The sequence below is a fragment of the Streptomyces sp. NPDC059668 genome, from assembly GCF_042734135.1.
In the GTDB taxonomy this organism is placed as follows: domain Bacteria; phylum Actinomycetota; class Actinomycetes; order Streptomycetales; family Streptomycetaceae; genus Streptomyces.
Genome location: NZ_JBHWEL010000023.1, coordinates 4,405 through 22,730, shown reverse-complemented (window position 1 = coordinate 22,730; position 18,326 = coordinate 4,405). Strand labels below are relative to the sequence as shown.

The 18,326-nt window shown below is 70.7% G+C and carries 15 protein-coding genes; 6 read left to right on the top strand and 9 right to left on the bottom strand.

The genetic code is table 11. The features are described from left to right. Positions 1–90: 90 nt before the first annotated feature. Positions 91–1,062 (bottom strand): ABC transporter ATP-binding protein, encoded by a 972-nt coding sequence (locus tag ACFV2J_RS18660; RefSeq protein ID WP_168533531.1) that lies wholly within the window; start codon positions 1,060–1,062, stop codon positions 91–93. Between the two features lie 284 nt (positions 1,063–1,346). Further along, entirely contained in the window at positions 1,347–2,573 is a 1,227-nt protein-coding gene (locus ACFV2J_RS18655) for an NYN domain-containing protein (protein ID WP_385084945.1), read from the bottom strand. A 228-nt stretch (positions 2,574–2,801) separates the two neighbouring features. Here ACFV2J_RS18655 and ACFV2J_RS18650 point away from each other — a divergent pair, with 228 nt between their 5' ends. Beyond that, positions 2,802–2,978 (top strand): hypothetical protein, encoded by a 177-nt coding sequence (locus ACFV2J_RS18650; protein WP_385084947.1) that lies wholly within the window; start codon positions 2,802–2,804, stop codon positions 2,976–2,978. Positions 2,979–3,071: 93 nt separating this feature from the next. Here the strand turns inward: ACFV2J_RS18650 and dnaE are convergent, their stop codons facing one another. Continuing rightward, entirely contained in the window at positions 3,072–6,611 is a 3,540-nt protein-coding gene (gene dnaE / locus ACFV2J_RS18645) for a DNA polymerase III subunit alpha (protein ID WP_385084949.1), read from the bottom strand. Between the two features lie 291 nt (positions 6,612–6,902). Between dnaE and ACFV2J_RS18640 the strand changes: the two genes are divergently transcribed. From ACFV2J_RS18640 to ACFV2J_RS18625, 4 genes are all read left to right on the top strand, one after another. Beyond that, on the top strand, positions 6,903–8,231 hold the full coding sequence (locus ACFV2J_RS18640; protein ID WP_266698530.1) for a DUF2252 domain-containing protein: 1,329 nt from the start codon (positions 6,903–6,905) through the stop codon (positions 8,229–8,231). Positions 8,232–8,323: 92 nt separating this feature from the next. Further along, positions 8,324–9,007, top strand: coding sequence for a hypothetical protein (locus tag ACFV2J_RS18635; RefSeq protein WP_385439582.1), 684 nt, complete (start codon positions 8,324–8,326; stop codon positions 9,005–9,007). Between the two features lie 79 nt (positions 9,008–9,086). After that, the gene (locus ACFV2J_RS18630; protein WP_385084953.1) at positions 9,087–9,899 is read left to right on the top strand and encodes a DsbA family protein; all 813 of its coding nucleotides are present in this window, start codon (positions 9,087–9,089) and stop codon (positions 9,897–9,899) included. 132 nt (positions 9,900–10,031) lie between these two features. Then, a complete protein-coding gene (locus ACFV2J_RS18625; protein WP_385084955.1) occupies positions 10,032–11,699 on the top strand; it encodes an alkaline phosphatase D family protein in 1,668 nt (555 codons plus the stop codon). 69 nt (positions 11,700–11,768) lie between these two features. Here ACFV2J_RS18625 and ACFV2J_RS18620 read toward each other — a convergent pair whose 3' ends face one another. Then, positions 11,769–12,338 (bottom strand): dienelactone hydrolase family protein, encoded by a 570-nt coding sequence (locus ACFV2J_RS18620; RefSeq protein ID WP_385439577.1) that lies wholly within the window; start codon positions 12,336–12,338, stop codon positions 11,769–11,771. A gap of 108 nt (positions 12,339–12,446) precedes the next feature. Here ACFV2J_RS18620 and ACFV2J_RS18615 point away from each other — a divergent pair, with 108 nt between their 5' ends. Beyond that, positions 12,447–13,589 (top strand): mechanosensitive ion channel family protein, encoded by a 1,143-nt coding sequence (locus ACFV2J_RS18615; RefSeq protein ID WP_385084959.1) that lies wholly within the window; start codon positions 12,447–12,449, stop codon positions 13,587–13,589. Positions 13,590–13,717: 128 nt separating this feature from the next. On the opposite strand, the gene ACFV2J_RS18610 is transcribed toward ACFV2J_RS18615, so the two are convergent. The 5 genes from ACFV2J_RS18610 to ACFV2J_RS18590 form a co-directional block, all read right to left on the bottom strand. Next, positions 13,718–15,304, bottom strand: coding sequence for a Na+/H+ antiporter (locus ACFV2J_RS18610; protein WP_385084961.1), 1,587 nt, complete (start codon positions 15,302–15,304; stop codon positions 13,718–13,720). A gap of 102 nt (positions 15,305–15,406) precedes the next feature. After that, complete coding sequence (locus ACFV2J_RS18605) at positions 15,407–15,874, bottom strand: GNAT family N-acetyltransferase (protein WP_385084963.1); 468 nt, start codon at positions 15,872–15,874, stop codon at positions 15,407–15,409. Next, positions 15,871–16,815: an RluA family pseudouridine synthase gene (locus ACFV2J_RS18600; protein WP_385084965.1), complete on the bottom strand. Its 945-nt coding sequence runs from the start codon at positions 16,813–16,815 to the stop codon at positions 15,871–15,873. Before ACFV2J_RS18600 ends, ACFV2J_RS18605 begins: the two co-directional genes overlap by 4 nt. Positions 16,816–16,962: 147 nt before the next feature. Beyond that, complete coding sequence (gene lspA / locus ACFV2J_RS18595; protein WP_385084967.1) at positions 16,963–17,619, bottom strand: signal peptidase II; 657 nt, start codon at positions 17,617–17,619, stop codon at positions 16,963–16,965. Between the two features lie 92 nt (positions 17,620–17,711). Beyond that, positions 17,712–18,194 carry a TraR/DksA family transcriptional regulator gene (locus ACFV2J_RS18590; RefSeq protein WP_385439570.1) on the bottom strand — a complete coding sequence of 161 codons (483 nt, stop codon included), beginning with the start codon at positions 18,192–18,194 and terminating at the stop codon, positions 17,712–17,714. Positions 18,195–18,326: the final 132 nt, after the last annotated feature.

Below are 18,326 nucleotides of genomic sequence, written 5' to 3'. Positions count from 1 at the left end.
CTCCGGCAGCCGTCCTGTCCCTGTTGCGCACGCCCATGACGCCCCTCCCCGTCCGTACGGACTCCCCTACGGATTCCAGGCCCCTCGTGCTCATGCCTTCACCAGTCCCTGTGTGTCGCCGCCGAGCGCCAGATACACGTCCTCCAGGCTCGGCGTGGCCAGGGTGAAGTCGTCGAGCGCGGCGAAGGCGGCGCCGCCGGTGACCGTGGCGACCGCCGCCCGGGCCTCCTCGGGCGCGAGCCGGAGGGTCCAGCGGCGGCCCGACTCGACGGCCCTGGAGCGCAGCGCGGCGACCTCGGGCACGTCCAGCGGGGCGTTCTCGCGCCAGACGAGCTCGACCCGGACCTCGCCCGCGACCCGCTCCTTCAGGCCGGCCGGGGTGTCGCAGGCGATGACGCGGCCGCGGTCGAGGACGGCGACCCGGTCGAGGACGGTCTCCGCCTCGATGACGTTGTGGGTGACCAGCAGCACGGTCGTCCCGCGCTCGGCCCGGCGCCGGTCGACGGCGGCCCAGACGGCCCGCCGGGCGACGGGGTCCATTCCGGTGGTCGGCTCGTCGAGGACCAGCAGCGGCCGCTCCCCGACCAGGGCGGCGGCGACGCACGCGAGCCGCCGCTGCCCGCCCGACAGCTTCTTCAGCGGGCGGGAGGCCAGCGGAGTCAGTCCCAGCTCGTCGAGTACGGCGTCCCGCTCGGCGCGGGCCTCACGCAGCTCCAGTCCGCGCAGTCGCCCAGTGGTCTCCGCCGCCAGTGACACGGTCAGCTCGTCGAGGGCGGTGGACTCCTGTCCGAGGTAGGCGAGGATGCGCGCCGCCCGCTCGGGGTGGCGCACGATGTCGTGTCCGAGGATCTCGACGCTGCCGCTGTCAGGTCGCATGAGTCCGGTGAGCTGACGGACGAGGGTCGACTTGCCGGCGCCGTTCGGCCCGAGCAGTCCGAAGATCTCACCGCGACGGATGTCCAGCCGCACCCCGTCGGTGGCCCGCACCTCGGGCGTGCCGGGGGCGCCCCGGCGTCCGCGGACGGCCGGGTAGGTCTTGGTCAGCGCGCGCACCGCGCACACGAGACCGCCCCCGTGTCCGTTCCGGACTGCCTGTGCCGTGCGCGTACTCACGAAGGACGAGCCTACGGGGTCCGATGCCCCGTTATGAGCCCGGGGCCCTCGCCTCAGCCCGGTCCCGAGGGACGCTGGAGCGAGTCTCGAGCCCGGCATGCGCTCCGCCGGCGACTCCACGGCCCCGGACCCACCGGTCTCCTTCGGAGGCGCGGACGACCACGGGGCCGGCTCCCGCCCACCGCGGCGGAACAGCGGACGGCGGCGCGGCGGGGGTTCGACGGCTCGCCGTTTCACTCCCCGGCGGGAGCGTGCTCCGCGGCCGTACGCACGTCGATCTCGCGCCAGAAGCCCGCCCTGATGGCATAGCGGTCGTGCTCGTCGATCTGGTCGTCCTTGTGCGCGAGCAGCCCGAACCGCGCGGCGTAGCGCAGCAGCTCGCCGTCGACGCGGTGGGGGACGCGCGGGTACATCGCGGACAGCTTCTGAAGATGGCTCTGGTCCGCCAGCCGTCCCATCCAGCGGCGCGCGAAGACCTGTCCGACCTCGTACGGGTCGCCGCCGACCGTGGTGATGTCCTCCTCCCGGTCGGCCCAGCGCTGCTCGGCGGAGGTGAGCTGGGCGAGCGTGGGCAGGGCGGCGGCCTCGGCGGACTCCGTGATGCCGCCCGGACGCTCGATCCACCCCTTGTCGGAGGACCAGCGCAGGGTGGCGCTGCTGGGGGGCTGGACGGCCTGGACGCCCGGCGCGCGCAGCGCGGCGAGGTCCTTGGGGGTGGGGACGCCCTTGGGGGCGGGAACCCGCTCCTCGGCGCCGTTCTGCGACTCGGCGGCCGGGCCGTGCTCCGCTTCCTGGGCGACGCGGGCGGCCCGCTCCGCGGAGCCGCCGAGCGGGGAGTCCGGCAGCGGCGCGGAGAGGATCGCGGCGATCTCGGGACGCGGCGCGGGCTGCGGGGCGCAGATCCCGCCGGTCTCCTTGGCCCGTACGGCCTTGGTGATCCAGGCCCGGTCCAGCACCCGCCGCTCGTCGGCCTCGGCGACCAGGTCCTCGGACTGGTTGTAGTCCCCGTCCGCGGCCTGTACGGCCCACAGGTGGACGGCGACGCCGTGTTCCTTGGCGGCCATCATGCCCGGCAGCAGATCCCCGTCACCGGTCACCAGGACCACGTCGGAGCAGGCGCGGTTTCGGGCGAGTTCGGTGAGCTCGGCGTGCATGGCGGCGTCGACGCCCTTCTGCGCCCACCGCCCGTCACTGCGGGTCAGCGCGCCCAGGCGTACCGTCACCCGCGGCATCACCCTGAGCCTGCGGTGCTCCGGCTGCGGTACGCGGTCGGGGGCGCCGTCGAACCAGTAGATACGCAGCAGGGGCCGCTCCGTGTCGGATTCGGCCCGCTCGCGCAGCCCCTGGATGAGGGCGCCATGGTCGACGGTGATCCGGGATCTCGAGGGCTCCCCGGCCAGCAGACTGGCGGCAGCACCGAGCAGATACCCGGCGTCCACCAGGACGATGCAGCGGTCCACGGGTCCACCCTCTTTCCGGTTTCCGGGAGGTTTGCTTCGGGCTTCCTTCGAGTCTGCCCGACGCCGCGGAGGTTAACGGCCCGAACTCGATCTTCGGCGTGGCGTATCAGGAGATAACGCTCCGACAGGGCTTATTACGCACGGTAATTCTCCGAAATGCACTGGTTGTCAGGCTATGTGAATCTGGATCCGGCCCTGACCCCTCGGGCCCCACAGGAGGCAATCACCATGGCCAAGAACAAGAACCGCAAGCAGGGCAGCCAGCAGGACCGCTCCTCGCAGACCGAACGCGCGCAGGAGCAGGCGCAGCGCTCCTCGACGGAGGCGCACACGCCGATGTCGCAGGCGCAGGGCAGCCCCGCGGACGTAGCCCGCAAGCACCAGAAGCGCTTCGGCCACAACTGAGGCCACGCCTAAGGGCTGTTGAAGCCCAGGCACACACCGAGGGGCGCATCCGGTCTTGGATGCGCCCCTCGCGTACCTCTGCCTTCGCGGGTGTCAGCCCGCCAGGCAGGACGGGCCCAACAGGACCTTCAGATCCCCGAAGAGGGCCGGATCGGGCTTCACCCGGTGCCGGTCGAGCCGCAGGACGGTGGTCTTGCGCGGGCCCTGGAGCCTGATGCGCACCTCGCTCTCGCCCCGGTGGTGGCTGAGGATCTCACCGAGCCTGCTGACCATCGGCGGAGTGACCTTGAGCGCCGGGATGGTGAGGATCACGGGCGCGTTGGTGCCCGCGTTGGACAGGTCGGGGACCTGGAGTTCCATCGCGACCAGGCGCGGCACGTCCTCGCGCTTGTCGAGGCGCCCCTTGACGAAGACGACCGCGTCCTCGACGAGTTGGGTGGACACCAGCTGGTAGGTCGCGGGGAAGAACATGCACTCGATGGAGCCCGCGAGGTCCTCCACGGTGGCGATCGCCCAGGCGTTGCCCTGCTTGGTCATCTTGCGCTGCAGACCGGAGATGATGCCGCCGATGGTGACGACGGCACCGTCGGCGTGCTCGCCGCCGGTGAGCTGGGAGATGCCCGCGTCGGCCTTGTCGGACAGCACGTGCTCCAGACCGAAGAGCGGGTGGTCGGAGACGTACAGACCGAGCATCTCCCGCTCCTGGGCGAGCAGGTAGGCCTTGTCCCACTCGTCGGTCGTGAACTCGACGTCGAGCCCGAAGCCGGGCTCGCTGGTGTCCTCGTCGCCCATGCCACCGAAGAGGTCGAACTGGCCCTCGGCCTCCTTGCGCTTGACCTGCACCACGTTGTCGATCATCGGCTCGAACTGCGCGGTGAGGCCCTTGCGGGTGTGCCCCATGGTGTCGAACGCGCCCGCCTTGATGAGCGATTCCGTGGTGCGCTTGTTGCAGGCGACGGCCTCGACCTTGTCGAGGTAGTCGGGGAAGGAGGCGTACTTCCCCTTGGCCTTGCGGCTCTTGATGATCGACTCGACGACGTTCGTGCCGACGTTGCGGACGGCGGAGAGGCCGAAGAGGATCACGTCGTCGCCCTGGGCGGCGAAGTTCTGCTCGGACTCGTTGACGTTGGGCGGCAGCACCTTGATGCCCATGCGCCGGCACTCGTTGAGATAGATCGCGGACTTGTCCTTGTCGTCCTTGACCGAGGTGAGCAGGCCGGCCATGTACTCGGCCGGGTAGTTGGCCTTCAGGTAGGCGGTCCAGTAGGAGACCAGCCCGTACGCGGCCGAGTGCGCCTTGTTGAACGCGTAGCCGGCGAAGGGGACCAGCACGTCCCACAGGGCCTGGATCGCCTCGTCGCTGTAGCCCTTGTCCCGGGCGCCCTTCTGGAAGAGGACGAAGTTCTTCGCCAGTTCGTCGGGCTTCTTCTTGCCCATCACGCGGCGCAGGATGTCGGCCTCGCCGAGCGAGTACCCCGCGATGATCTGGGCCGCCTTCTGCACCTGCTCCTGGTAGACGATCAGACCGTAGGTGACCGCCAGGACCTCCTGGAGGGGCTCCTCCAGCTCCTTGTGGATGGGGGTGATCTCCTGGAGCTTGTTCTTGCGGAGCGCGTAGTTCGTGTGCGAGTCCATGCCCATCGGGCCGGGACGGTAGAGCGCCGAGACGGCGGAGATGTCCTCGAAGTTGTCGGGCTTCATCAGGCGCAGCAGGGAACGCATGGGGCCGCCGTCGAACTGGAAGACGCCGAGGGTCTCGCCGCGCTGGAGGAGTTCGAAGGTCGTCGGGTCGTCGAGCGGGAGGGCCAGCAGGTCGAGGTCGATGCCCTTGTTGGACTTCACCATCTTGACGGCGTCGTCCATGATCGTCAGGTTGCGCAGGCCGAGGAAGTCCATCTTCAGCAGGCCGAGCGACTCGCACTGCGGGTAGTCCCACTGCGTGATGGTCACGCCGTCCGTGTGCCGTACCCAGACCGGTGCGTGGTCGACGATGGGCTCGCTGGACATGATGACGCCGGCCGCGTGCACGCCCATCTGCCGGACCAGGCCCTCGACGCCCTTGGCGGTGTCGATGACCTTCTTCACGTCCGGTTCGTTCTCGTACATCGCCCGGATCTCGCCCGCCTCGCTGTAGCGGGGGTGCGAGGGGTCGGTGATGCCGTTCAGGTCGATGCCCTTGCCGAGGACGTCGGCGGGCATCGCCTTGGTGAGCCGGTCTCCCATGGCGTACGGGTAGCCCAGCACGCGCGCGGAGTCCTTGATGGCGTTCTTCGCCTTGATCTTGCCGTACGTGCCGATCATGGCGACCTTGTCGGAGCCGTACTTCTCGGTCACGTACCTGATCACCTCGACGCGCCGACGCTCGTCGAAGTCGATGTCGACGTCGGGCATGGAGACGCGCTCGGGGTTGAGGAACCGCTCGAAGATCAGTCCGTGCGGGATCGGGTCGAGGTCCGTGATGCCCATGGCGTACGCGACGATCGAGCCGGCGGCGGAGCCACGGCCGGGGCCCACCGCGATGCCCTGCTTCTTGGCCCACATGATGAAGTCGGCGACGACGAGGAAGTACCCCGGGAACCCCATCTGGATGATGACGTCCATCTCGTACTCGGCCTGCTTCTGGCGGTCCTCGGGGACGCCGCCGGGGAAGCGGCGCTCCATGCCGAGGCGCACCTCCTCCTGGAACCAGGTGACCTCGGTGAAGCCGTCCGGGATGTCGAACTTCGGCATGAGGTTCTTCTCGACGAACATGCCGGTGGTGTCGATCTGCTCGGCCACCAGGAGGGTGTTGGCGCAGCCCTCCTGCCAGGCGTCCGAGGAGTCGACGGCGTACATCTCGTCCGTCGTCTTCAGGTAGTAGCCGGTGCCGTCGAAGCGGAAGCGGTCCGGGTCGGAGAGGTTCTTGCCGGTCTGGATGCAGAGCAGGGCGTCGTGCGCGGTCGCCTCGTGCGCGTACGTGTAGTGCGAGTCGTTGGTCACCAGGGGCGGGATGCCGAGCTTCTTGCCGATCTCCAGGAGGCCGTCGCGGACCCGGCGCTCGATCTCGATGCCGTGGTCCATCAGCTCCAGGAAGTAGCGGTCCTTGCCGAAGATGTCCTGGTACTCGGCGGCCGACTTCAGGGCCTCGTCGAACTGGCCGAGGCGCAGCCGGGTCTGGAGCTCGCCCGAGGGGCAGCCGGTGGAGGCGATGAGCCCCTCGGACCACTGGGAGATGGTCTCCTTGTCCATCCGGGGCCACTTCTGGAGCCAGCCCTCGGCGTACGCGTCCGAGGAGAGCTTGAAGAGGTTGTGCAGTCCCGTCCGGTTCGCGGCCCAGATCGTCTTGTGGGTGTAACCGCCGGAACCGGACACGTCGTCGCGCTTCTGGTGCGGCTGGCCCCACTGGATCTTGCGCTTGTTGCGCCGGGACTCCGGGGCGACGTACGCCTCGATGCCGATGATCGGCGTGACGCCGGCCTTCTTGGCCGTGTGGAAGAAGTCGTACGCCCCGTGCAGGTTGCCGTGGTCGCTCATGGCGATGTGTGTCATGCCCATCTCATTGCAGGCATCGAACATGTCCTTGAGCCGCGCGGCACCGTCCAGCAGCGAGTACTGGGTGTGGACGTGCAGGTGCGTGAACGGCGGCTTCGACACGGTTTCGGCCTCCAAGAAGAACGATCGGCGACAGTCTGGGGGGACAGCGTCGAAGTCTATGACGCGCGACTGACAGCCGAGATGAACACTGCGACGCGAGGTGCCCGCAGGCGCCGCGAGACGGTGGTGGCCGGGTGACGGGCGGCCGGATCGGCCGTACCTTCGTGCGGGGAACGCGGGCACTCCCGCGTACCTTCGTCCGTTGGGAGGACGAAGACGTCCGTCCCGGGTGGGCGGCCCTGTCGTCCTTCCCTCATGTCACGCACCACCTGCACCAGGAGGCACCCAGCGATGTCGGTCCCGCAGCTCAGCGCCGAGCAACGCGGCGAGCAGATCCTCGCCGTCTTCGACACCGCCTTCGGCGAGCTCCTGGCCGCCGACCCGGCCGCGTTCCGCGTGAAGTTCCGCAAGATGGCGGCCTCCGCCTTCGCGTTCTACCGGGGCACGGCGGGGCTCTTCTACCACGACCTGGAGGCCGACCGGCGGGGCGGCCCGTACCTGGACGAGCGGACCTCCCGGGTGTGGATCCACGGCGACCTGCACGCGGAGAACTTCGGCACGTACATGGACGCCCAGGGCCGTCTGATCTTCAACGTGAACGACTTCGACGAGGCGTACGTCGGCCCCTTCACCTGGGACCTCAAGCGCTTCGCCGCCTCCGTGGCGCTCATCGGCTACGCCAAGGCGCTCAGTGACGACCAGATCACCGAGCTGGTCACGGTGTACGCGACCGCCTACCGCGAGCGCATCCACTCCCTCGCCACCGGCGCCAAGAGCGACGAGGTGCCGCCCTTCACCCTCGACACCGCCGAGGGCCCGCTGCTGGACGCGCTGCGCGACGCCCGCTCGCTGACCCGCTTCGGGCTGCTCGACTCGATGACCGAGATCCGTGACTTCGAGCGCCGCTTCGCCCCCGGCGGCGGCTCCATCGAGCTGGACGCGGCCACCCGCTACAAGGTGCTCGCCGCCTTCGACGGCTACCTGGAGACGCTCCCCGAGTCCTCGCTCGCCCGCCCCGACTCGTACCGCGTGAAGGACGTCGTCGGCCGCCGCGGCATCGGCATCGGCTCGGCCGGTCTGCCCTCGTACAACATCCTGCTGGAGGGCAACAGCGACGCGCTCGAGAACGACGTCGTGATCTACATCAAGCAGGCCCAGACCCCGGCCGTCTCCCGGCACATCACGGACTCCTCGATCCGCGACTACTTCCAGCACGAGGGCCACCGCACGGTGATCTCCCAGCGCGCGCTCCAGGCGCACGCCGACCCGTGGCTGGGCTGGACCGAGCTGGACGGCGCGGGCCAGCTCGTCGCCGAGGTCTCGCCGTACGCGGTGGACCTGGACTGGAGCGACATCGACGACCCGGAGGAGATCGCCTCGGTCGTCGCGGACCTCGGCCGGGCCACGGCCGCGATGCACGCGGCGGCCGACGACGAGAGCGGCCACTCGGAGCTGGTCCCGTTCTCCACGGAGCGGGCCATCGACGCGGCGATCGCGGCCGACGAGGAGGGCTTCGCCGCCCTCCTGGTCGACTTCGCGCACAGTTACGGCGCACGCGCGCGCGGCGACCACCAGATCTTCGTGGACCTGTTCCGCAACGGCCGGATCCCCGGCCTGTAGGCACGCCGGACGACGGACTCACAACGCTCCCGTAACGCATAGGAACCCTTTAGGGGGCTCTTACGGGAGCCCGTGGGACACTCGGCTCCGCTATGGACATATCCGGGACCCAGCTCAGAGCCGTGCGCGCGGCACTGTTCACGGCCGTCGTCGTGACGCTCTCCGCCGCGTCGCACGTGCTGCTGTCCCGGGTCGCGCTGCCGCTGGGCACCGTGGCCGCGATCAGCGCCGCCGTCTTCGTCATCGCGTACGCGCTGGCGGGCCGCGAGCGCGGCTTCGGGCGGATCGCGGCCCTGCTCGTCCCGCTGGAGCTGGCCGCCGACACGGTGTTCACCACGGGCCAGCACGTCTGCTACGGCAGGGCGGGCGGCCCGGTCGCGGGCCCGCTGCGCGCCGTCGGCCTCGACGTGCTGTGCGGCGGCAGCGTGGGCGCCCCGCTGGCCCGCGTGACCGGCGGCAGCGGCGACCGCGCCGCCGGCCTGCTCGTGCACACCGACCCGGCCGCCGCCTGGCTGCTGCTCGCCGCGCACGTCGGCGTCGGGCTGCTCGCCGCCGCCTGGCTGCGCCGCGGCGAGCGAGCGCTGGACCAGCTGCTGCGGGCCGTGGCCGCGTCCACCTTCCGGCCGCTGCTGATCGCGGTCGCCGCGGTGACCGTGCGGCTGACCCCGGTACGCCGGCTCCCGCGCCCCGCGCGCCGGAGCGCCCCCGCCCGTACCCGCCTGTTCGTGCACTCACTGGGACGGCGTGGCCCGCCCCGCTCGGCCGCTCTCACCTGAGCGACAGCACCTGAGCACCAGCGGTCCCCCTTACGTATCCCGCGTACGACGAGTACGCGCCCCCATGGAGATCACCAACATGAGCAAGCGGAACAGCCAGGCGGCCAAGTCGGCGGCGCGCGAGAAGCTGCGCATCGAGCGCGAGCGCCAGGCCAAGCGCGACAGGATCAAGCGCCAGGCCATCGTGGCCGGCGGCATCGTCGCCGTCCTCGCGATAGCGGGCGGCGTCGGCTACGCGGTCGTACAGAACAACAAGCCCGGGTACTGGGAGGCCGCCAAGGACGACAAGCTCGTCAAGCCGGCCAACACCACCGGCGCCGACGGCACCACCGTCGTGCTCGGCAAGAGCACCGCCAAGAAGACCCTGGTGATGTACGAGGACCCCCGCTGCCCGATCTGCGCCCAGTTCGAGCAGACCGTCGGCAGCACCGTCAAGAAGGACTTCGACGACGGCAAGTTCAAGATCGAGTACGTCGGCGCCACGTTCATCGACAACGGCAGCCCCGGTGAGGGTTCGAAGAACGCCCTCAGCGCCATGGGCGCCGCGCTGAACGTGAGCCCCGAGGCCTTCCTCGAGTACAAGACCGCGCTGTACTCGGCGAAGTACCACCCGGAGGAGACGGACGACAAGTTCAAGAGCGACGACTACCTGATCAAGGTCGCGGACACGGTCTCCGCCCTCAAGGGCAACGCGGCCTTCCAGAAGGCCGTGAAGGACGGCACCTACGATAAGTGGGCGCTCGACATGTCCGAGAAGTTCAACAAGAGCGGCGTCCAGGGCACCCCGACCCTGAAGATGGACGGCAAGACGCTGACGGGCTCCGACGGCAAGAACGCCCCGATGACCGTCGCCGACTTCACGACGGCCATCGACAAGGCACTCGCGGCCTGACCCCTCGGACCGACCGGTCGGGGCGCCGCCCGCGGCGAGGCGCCAGGCCGAAATTGTCCAACAGCCGAAGAGCGGGCGAACTTTCTCGGTTCGCCCGCTCTTTGTGCGTACCGGTCGGTAACCTGACCGCTCGTGACCAGTCGTTTGAGCTCATCCGACCCCTCGGGCGCCGTCAACTCCCGCGCCCCGCGCCGCCGTACGGTCGTCAAGGCCGCGGCCGCCACCGCCGTTCTCGCCGCCCCGCTCGCGGCCGCCCTGCCGGCCCGCGCCGCCGAGGCTCCCGCCTTCCTGCACGGCGTCGCCTCCGGTGACCCGCTCCCGGACGGCATCCTGCTGTGGACCCGGGTGACCCCCACCTCCGCGGCGATACCGGGCTCCGGCATCGGCCCGGACACCGAGGTCAGCTGGACCGTCGCCAAGGACAAGGCGTTCACCACGGTCGTCGCCAAGGGCTCCCTCACCGCGACGGCCGCCTCCGACCACACCGTCAAGGCCGACATCCGCGGCCTGGAACCGGCCACCGACTACTGGTTCCGGTTCTCGGCGGGCGGCACCGACTCCCCCGTCGCCCACACCCGCACCACCCCGGCCGCCGACGCCTCCGTGGCCGGCCTGCGCTTCGGCGTGGTCTCCTGCTCCAACTGGGAGGCCGGCTACTTCGCGGCGTACCGCCACCTCGCGGCCCGGGGCGACCTCGACGCCTGGCTGCACCTCGGCGACTACATCTACGAGTACAAGTCCGGCGAGTACGGGACCCGCGGCACCGTCGTACGGCCGCACTCCCCCGCGGGCGAGATCCTCACCCTCGCCGACTACCGCACCCGGCACGGCCGTTACAAGACCGACCCGGACCTCCAGGCCCTGCACCACAAGGCGCCGGTCGTGGCGATCTGGGACGACCACGAGTTCGCCGACAACGCCTGGTCGGGCGGCGCCGTCAACCACACCGAGGGCGCCGAGGGCACCTGGACCGCACGTCAGGCCGCCGCGAAGCAGGCCTACTTCGAGTGGATGCCGGTCCGCCCGGCGATCGAGGGCACCACCTACCGCCGGCTGCGCTTCGGCAAGCTCGCCGACCTCTCCCTGCTCGACCTGCGCTCGTTCCGGTCCCAGCAGGCGTCCACGGCCAGCGGCTCGGTCGACGACCCGGACCGTACGATCACCGGCCGCGCGCAGCTCGACTGGCTGAAGTCCGGGCTCAAGGCCTCGGACACCACCTGGCGGCTGGTCGGCAACTCGGTAATGATCTCGCCCTTCGCGGTGGGATCCCTCTCCGCCGACCTGCTCAAACCGCTCGCCAAGCTGCTCGGTCTGCCCCAGGAGGGCATCGCCCTCAACACCGACCAGTGGGACGGCTACACCGACGACCGCCGTGAACTCCTCGCGCACCTGCGCTCCCACGCCATCCGCAACACGGTCTTCCTGACCGGTGACATCCACATGGCGTGGGCCAACGACGTGCCGGTGGACGCCGGCACCTACCCGCTGTCCCCCTCCGCCGCCACGGAGTTCGTGGTCACCTCGATGACCTCGGACAACCTCGACGACATCGTCAAGGTCCCCGAGGGCGTCGTCTCGGCGATCGCCTCCCCCGTCATCCGCGCGGCGAACTGGCACGTCCACTGGGTCGACACCGACCGCCACGGGTACGGCGTCCTGGACGTCACCCCCGCCCGGGCGCAGATGGACTACTACGTGATCTCCGACCGCGCGAACCCGAACGCCACCTCGTCCTGGGCCCGTTCGTACCGCACGCCGAGCGGATCGCAGACGGTGGAACGGACCTACGACCCGGTCTAGCCACGGGTCGCCTGTTCCGGCGCCGGCGCCGGAACAGGCCTACGGCTACGGCTACGGCTACGGCTACGGCTAGAGGCTGTCGAGGAAGCCGAGCGCCACCTTCCAGGTGGCCTCGGCCGCCTCGGCGTCGTAGTCGGGCAGCTCGGGGTCGGTGTAGAGGTGGCCGGCACCCGCGTACCGGTAGATCTCCACGTCGGCGCCCGCTCTCCGCATCTGCAGATACCAGGCGCCCAGCCAGTCGTCCGTCTCGAACTGGTCGGGCTCGGCGACATGGAGCTGGACCGGCAGCTCGTCCACCGACGCGTTCTCCGCGATGTCCGACGTGCCGTGCAGCAGGAGCAGCCCGCGGGCCTTCTCGTCGCCGAGGGCCAGGGTCTGCGCGAGGGAGGCGCCGAGGGAGAACCCGGCGTAGACCAGACCGCGGTCCGAATAGGGCGCGGCGGCCAGGACCGCCCGCTTGAGCAGCTCGACCTTGCCGATCTCGTCCTTGAAGGCCATGCCCTCCTCCACGGTCTCGAAGGTGCGCCCCTCGAAGAGGTCGGGCGTCCACACCTCGTGTCCCGCGGCCCGCAGCCGGTCCGCCGCCGCGCGCACCGCAGGCCGCAGACCGTGCGTCGAGTGAAAGAGCATGATGGTCATGCGTCCCATGGTGCCAGCCGGCACCGACAGCGACGGGCACGGGGCGTACCCCGTTCGCTCGCGAGAACACATGTTCATGAGTGCCTCTGGCCGGTTACGTTCTCAGGCATGGAGAACGTACTGCGCCCGGTGATCGTCGTCGGCGGCTCGGTCGTCCTCGCACTGCTCATCGGGTGGTCCGTGGACCGCCTGTTGCGCCGGGTGGACGACCGTCACAGCGAGACCTCCCTGTGGGGACTGCTCCGCCGCGGCCGCATCCCCTTCCAGCTGGTCCTGTTCGCGGCTCTGCTGAGAGGCTCGTACGACCAGGCGAAGCTGCTGGTGGAGCACCGGGTCGGCATCGGCAGGACCCTGACCCTCATCCTGATCGGCGCCGCGGCCTGGCTGGTGGTGAGCATCGCGACCGCGGTCGTCGACACCTCGTACTCCCGCTACGCGAACGCCCACCGCGATCCGGCGCGGGTGCGCCGGGTGCGCACCCAGGTCGCGCTGATCCAGCGGGTGGTCACCGCCGTCGTCGGTGTGGTCGCGATCGCCGCGATGCTGCTCACCTTCCCGGCGATGCGCGCGGCCGGCGCCTCACTGCTCGCCTCGGCCGGCATCCTCGGCATCGTCGCCGGTGTCGCCGCCCAGTCCACGCTGGCGAATCTCTTCGCCGGGCTCCAGATCGCCTTCGGCGACATGGTGCGTCTCGGGGACACGGTCGTGGTGGACGGCGAGTGGGGCACGGTCGAGGAGATCACTCTGACGTTCCTGACGGTCCGGACCTGGGACGAGCGCCGGATCACCATGCCGGTGTCGTACTTCACCTCGAAGCCCTTCGAGAACTGGTCCCGCGGCACCCCGCAGATGACCGGCATCGTCTTCTTCCACCTCGACCACAGCGCGCCGGTGGAGGTCATGCGGGAGAAGCTGCGGGACATCCTGCGCGAGTGCCCGGCCTGGGACGGCCGTGACTACGGTCTGGCGGTCACGGACTCGACGCCCAACACCATCCAGGTGCGCGCCCTGGTCACGGCCAAGGACGCGGACGACATCTGGACGGTACGGGTGACGGTGCGCGAGCAGATGATCCGCTGGCTGGCCGAGAAGCATCCCTACGCCCTCCCCCGCGTCAACACGGCGGAGGCGGTGCTGCCGCCGGGGCAGCTCCCCGGCCCGACCCGCACCGAGCCCGACGGCGCGGCGACCACCCGCCACAGCCACGCCCACACCGCCGGCCCTCCGCGCACCGGTCCGGGACGCGGCTGACCCCACCGGCCACCCGATCTCCCGCCCGCGGCCGCCGCGAGCGAGGCCCCCAGGCTTCCCGCCCCATCCGACGAACCGGAGACGGACGGGTATCGGGCGGGAGGACGGGCCCCAGGGCCGGCGCGTCGTCAGCGCAGACTGCGCACGTCCAGATGGCGCAGCACCCGGTCCACGATCTCCGGGTCCGCGCCCGGCTCACTGCGCGCGGACAGCACCTCGTGCCGGGCCGCGCTCATCATCTCCCCCTGGATACGGCGGATCCGCTTCATCCGTCGCGCCCGCTGCTCGTACGCCTCGCGCCGCTCCTCGTCCCCCAGGTCCGGACTGATCCGCGTCCCGATGTCGAAAGCCCGCCGCAACAGCTGTTCGGAGACCTCCTCCGACAGCTCCTCGACCTCCTCGATCTCCTTCAGCCGCCGCTTCGCGGCCTTGGCGGCACGGATCGCCAGCTCCTTCTCGAAGGCCTTCTCGACATCCTCGTCGGCCCGCACCCCGAGCCGTCTGACGAGCCACGGCAGCGTGAGCCCCTGGAGCACGAGCGTCGCCATGATCACGCCGAACGCGATGAACACGATCTCGTCCCGGTCGGGGAACGGCGACCCGTCGTCCATCTTCAGCGGAACCGCCAGCGCGAGGGCCACGGAGGCCACCCCCCGCATCCCCGACCACCACATCACCACGGTCTCCCGCCACGAGGTGGGGATCTCCTCGTCGTAGTCCCGTTTCGCGTGCAGCCGTTTCGTCAGCCACGTCGCCGGCAGCAGCCACGCCAGCCGTACGAGCACGACGACGGCGACGATCGCGGCCGACCACCCGAGCATCTCGCCCCACCGGCCGGCCGCCGTCCGGATCGCGTTGTGCAGCTCCAGCCCGATCAGTCCGAACGCGACGCCGGTGACGAGCGTGTCCACCACGTCCCAGAACGTGTGCCCGGCGAGCCGTGTCATGACGTCGTCGGCGTCGGTCGCGTACTCCGCCAGGAAGAGCGCGGTGGTGAGCACCGCGAGCACCCCGGAGCCGTGCAGCTCCTCCGCCAGTACGTACGCGGCGTAGGGCACCAGCAGGGTCAGCCCGATCTGCAGTGTGGCGTCGCCGAGCATGTCCATCAGCTTGTTCGCCGCCCACCCCAGGCCGACTCCGGCGGCGACCGCGACGACCGCGGACAGCACCAGGTCGAGCCCGGCCCGCCACGGCGAGAAGGACCCGCTCACGGCGGCCGCGATCGCGACGTGGTAGAGCACGATGGCCGTCACGTCGTTGAAGAGCCCCTCGCCCTCCAGGATCGACACCAGGCGGCGGGGCAGTCCGAGCTGGCCCGCGACGGCGGTGGCCGCGACCGGGTCGGGTGGCGCTACGAGCGCGCCCAGCGCCACGGCGGCGGCGAGCGGCAGCCCCGGCACGATCGTGTTGGCGACGACCGCCACCGCCGCGGTGGTGAGGAACACCAGGGCCACGGCCAGCAGGAAGATCGGCCGCTTGTTGGCGGTGAACTGTCGCCACGAGGTCCGCCGCACCGACGCGTACAGCAGCGGCGGCAACAGCAGGGGCAGGATCAGGTCCGGCCGGATGTCCACATTGGGCACGAAGTCCAGTACGGCCAGCACGATCCCGAGGAGCGTCATCAGCACCGGCGCCGGCAGCTTCCAGCGGTCCCCCACCGGGACGCTCACCACGGCCCCGAGCAACAGCACGAACAACAGGGCCAACTGATCCACGGTCAGCGCTCCGCGAGGTCTAGGCGATCAAGGAGGGGCCGGACCCCAAGCCTGCCACGCCGCTACGGCGATGCCCGCCTGGCAGGCCCTCCCGGACACCTCTCACAAGGTCTTGCGCATCGCCCGGTGGTCGATCCCCGCGTCGAGGAACTCCTCGCCGTACGCCACGTATCCGAGCCGCTCGTAGAAGCCCAGCGCATGCGTCTGCGCGTGCAGATCCACCGCCGTGAGCCCACGCGCGCGTGCCGCGTCCTCGATGGCGCCGACCAGCGCGACCCCCACGCCCAGCCCGCGCGCCTCCTTGGCCACGGCGAGCCGGCCCAGCGAGCCCACCCGCGGGTCGCCGCCGGTCTTCGCGACGGCGTCCTCGCCGTGCAGGAGCCGCCCGGTGCCCAGCGGCGTGCCGTCGTCACGGACGGCCAGCACATGCAGCGCCCCGGCGTCGTAGGCGTCGTACTCGATGTCCTCGCTGACGCCCTGTTCGGCGACGAAGACCTCCTTGCGCACCGCGAAGCACGCCTCGCGGTCGGCGGCGTCCCCGGCCACCCGCAGCGTGTACGGGACGGTCATGCGTTGCTCTCCTCACGCACCTTGTCGAGAGCCTTCTGCAGGTCCTCGGGATACTCGCACCCGAACTCGACCCACCGGCCGTCCCCCGGGTGCTCGAAGCCGAGCCGGACCGCGTGCAGCCACTGCCGGGTGAGGCCCAGACGCTTCGCGAGCGTGGGGTCGGCGCCGTAGGTCAGGTCCCCGACGCACGGGTGACGGTGGGCCGACATGTGGACGCGGATCTGGTGGGTGCGCCCGGTCTCCAGCTTGATGTCGAGCAGGGAGGCCGCGCGGAACGCCTCCACCAGGTCGTAGTGCGTGACCGACGGCTTGCCCTCGGCCGTGACCGCCCACTTGTAGTCGTGGTTCGGATGCCGGCCGATGGGGGCGTCGATGGTGCCGCTCGTCGGGTCCGGGTGGCCCTGCACGAGGGCGTGGTAGCGCTTGTCGACCGTGCGCTCCTTGAACTGGCGCTTGAGCGACGTGTACGCGTACTCGGACTTGGCGACCACCATCAGGCCGGAGGTGCCCACGTCGAGCCGGTGCACGATGCCCTGGCGCTCGGAGGCGCCCGAGGTGGAGATGCGGTACCCGGCGGCCGCGAGACCGCCGATCACGGTCGGTCCCGACCAGCCCGGGCTGGGATGCGCGGCGACGCCGACCGGCTTGACGATCACGACCACGTCATCGTCGTCGTGCACGATCTCCATGCCCTCGACGGGCTCGGCGACGATCTGCACCGGGGCGGGAGCCTGCGGCATCTCGACTTCCAGCCAGGCGCCGCCGTGCAACCGCTCGGACTTGCCGACCACCGAACCGTCGACCGTGACCTTCCCCGCCGCGGCGAGCTCGGCGGCCTTCGTGCGGGAGAAGCCGAACATCCGGGAGATGACGGCGTCGACGCGCTCGCCCTCCAGGCCGTCGGGCACGGGCAGGGTACGGATCTCGGGAACGGTGCTCACCCGTCGAGTATGCCGGACCGGTCGGACAGCCCCTGACCAGAGACCGAACGCCAGTGCCCACGAGAGAGCCCCGACGAGCCCCGGCGGCCGGTCCGCGCCGGTGCCTGCCAGGGCTTGTCGGGGCTCGTCGGGGCCTGTCGGCCCTCGTCAGTCCTTGTGCACGGTCCCGTCGGGGTCCAGCCCGCGGAAGGACAGCAGCACGATGAGGATGCCGCCGCACACGATCGCCGAGTCGGCCAGGTTGAAGACGGCGAAGTGCTTGGGGGCGATGAAGTCGACGACCGCGCCCTCGAAGACGCCGGGCGAGCGGAAGATCCGGTCGGTGAGATTGCCCAGCGCACCGCCCAGCAGCAGGCCGAGCGCGATGGCCCAGGGCAGGCTGTAGAGCTTGCGCGCGAGCCGGGCGATCACGATGATCACCGCCGCGGCGATCATCGTGAAGATGATCGTGAACGCCTCGCCGAAGCCGAAGGCGGCGCCCGCGTTGCGGATGGCCTCGAACTTCAGCCAGTCCCCGACGATCTCGATCGGCGCGTGGTGCTCAAGCCTGGCGACCACGAGCAGCTTGCTGCCGAGGTCGAGGGCGTACGCCAGCACGGCGACGGTGAACAGGACGGCGATCCTGCGCTTGCCCTTCGGCCGCTGGGCCGCCGTTCCGTCGTCCGTCCCGGACCGCTCGGCCGGGGACGGCTCGCCGGACCCGGCGCGGTCGCCCGGCGTCGTGTTCCTGTCGGACTGCTCCGGCTCGGACCCCGCCGCTCCTGGGGAATCCGGCGTACCGATGATGCGCTCCGCCTCTGCCACGTGAGTGAGTCCCTCGACCTAGGTGCCTGACTGAGGACGAGGGTACGTCACACCTCCCGGCATTCACGTGCGCAGGAGCCCTCCCACGCCGTTCAGTACCGGCGTTCCTGCTTCTGCTTGCATTCGACGCACAGGGTGGCGCGCGGGAAGGCCTGCATCCGGGCCTTGCCGATGGGTTCGCCACAGCTCTCGCAGAGCCCGTACGTGCCCGCGTCGAGCTTCTCCAGGGCGCGCTCGGTCTGGACGAGCATCTCGCGCGCGTTGGCCGCCAGCGCCATCTCCGACTCGCGGGTGATGTTCTTCGTGCCGGTGTCCGCCTGGTCGTCGCCCGCGCCGTCCCCGGAGTCGCGCATCAGGCCGGCGAGCGACTCCTCCGACGACGTGATCTCGGTGCTCAGCCGCAGCGCCTCGGACTGGAGCTCCGCGCGTGCGGCCGCGACCTCCTCCGGGGTCCAGGGGTCCTCACCGGGGCGTACCGCGAGCTCGCCGGGCTCCACCGCGGAGATCCGCGCCTTGGGGAGCGCGGTGGGCTTCCCGGCCGCCGTGGCCGTGCCAGGGGTCTTCTTCGCAACCACCGTCGGGGCTCCCGTCGTCTTCGCGGCCCGGGCCGCGGCCACCGCCCCCGGGGGGGGCCGCTGGTTGGGCCCGCACGCGGTGTTTCACCCCGGAACCCGGCGCGATCCCCCCGGAACCGGGGGCGTCCAGGG

Bases quoted from the DNA above. Each gene is read 5' to 3' on its own strand.
- ACFV2J_RS18650 (WP_385084947.1), top strand. From the start codon at position 2,802: ATGGCCAAGAACAAGAACCGCAAGCAGGGCAGCCAGCAGGACCGCTCC.
- ACFV2J_RS18630 (WP_385084953.1), top strand. From the start codon at position 9,087: ATGAGCAAGCGGAACAGCCAGGCGGCCAAGTCGGCGGCGCGCGAGAAG.
- ACFV2J_RS18635 (WP_385439582.1), top strand. From the start codon at position 8,324: ATGGACATATCCGGGACCCAGCTCAGAGCCGTGCGCGCGGCACTGTTC.
- ACFV2J_RS18605 (WP_385084963.1), bottom strand. From the start codon at position 15,874: ATGACCGTCCCGTACACGCTGCGGGTGGCCGGGGACGCCGCCGACCGC.
- ACFV2J_RS18615 (WP_385084959.1), top strand. From the start codon at position 12,447: ATGGAGAACGTACTGCGCCCGGTGATCGTCGTCGGCGGCTCGGTCGTC.
- ACFV2J_RS18620 (WP_385439577.1), bottom strand. From the start codon at position 12,338: ATGACCATCATGCTCTTTCACTCGACGCACGGTCTGCGGCCTGCGGTG.
- ACFV2J_RS18640 (WP_266698530.1), top strand. From the start codon at position 6,903: ATGTCGGTCCCGCAGCTCAGCGCCGAGCAACGCGGCGAGCAGATCCTC.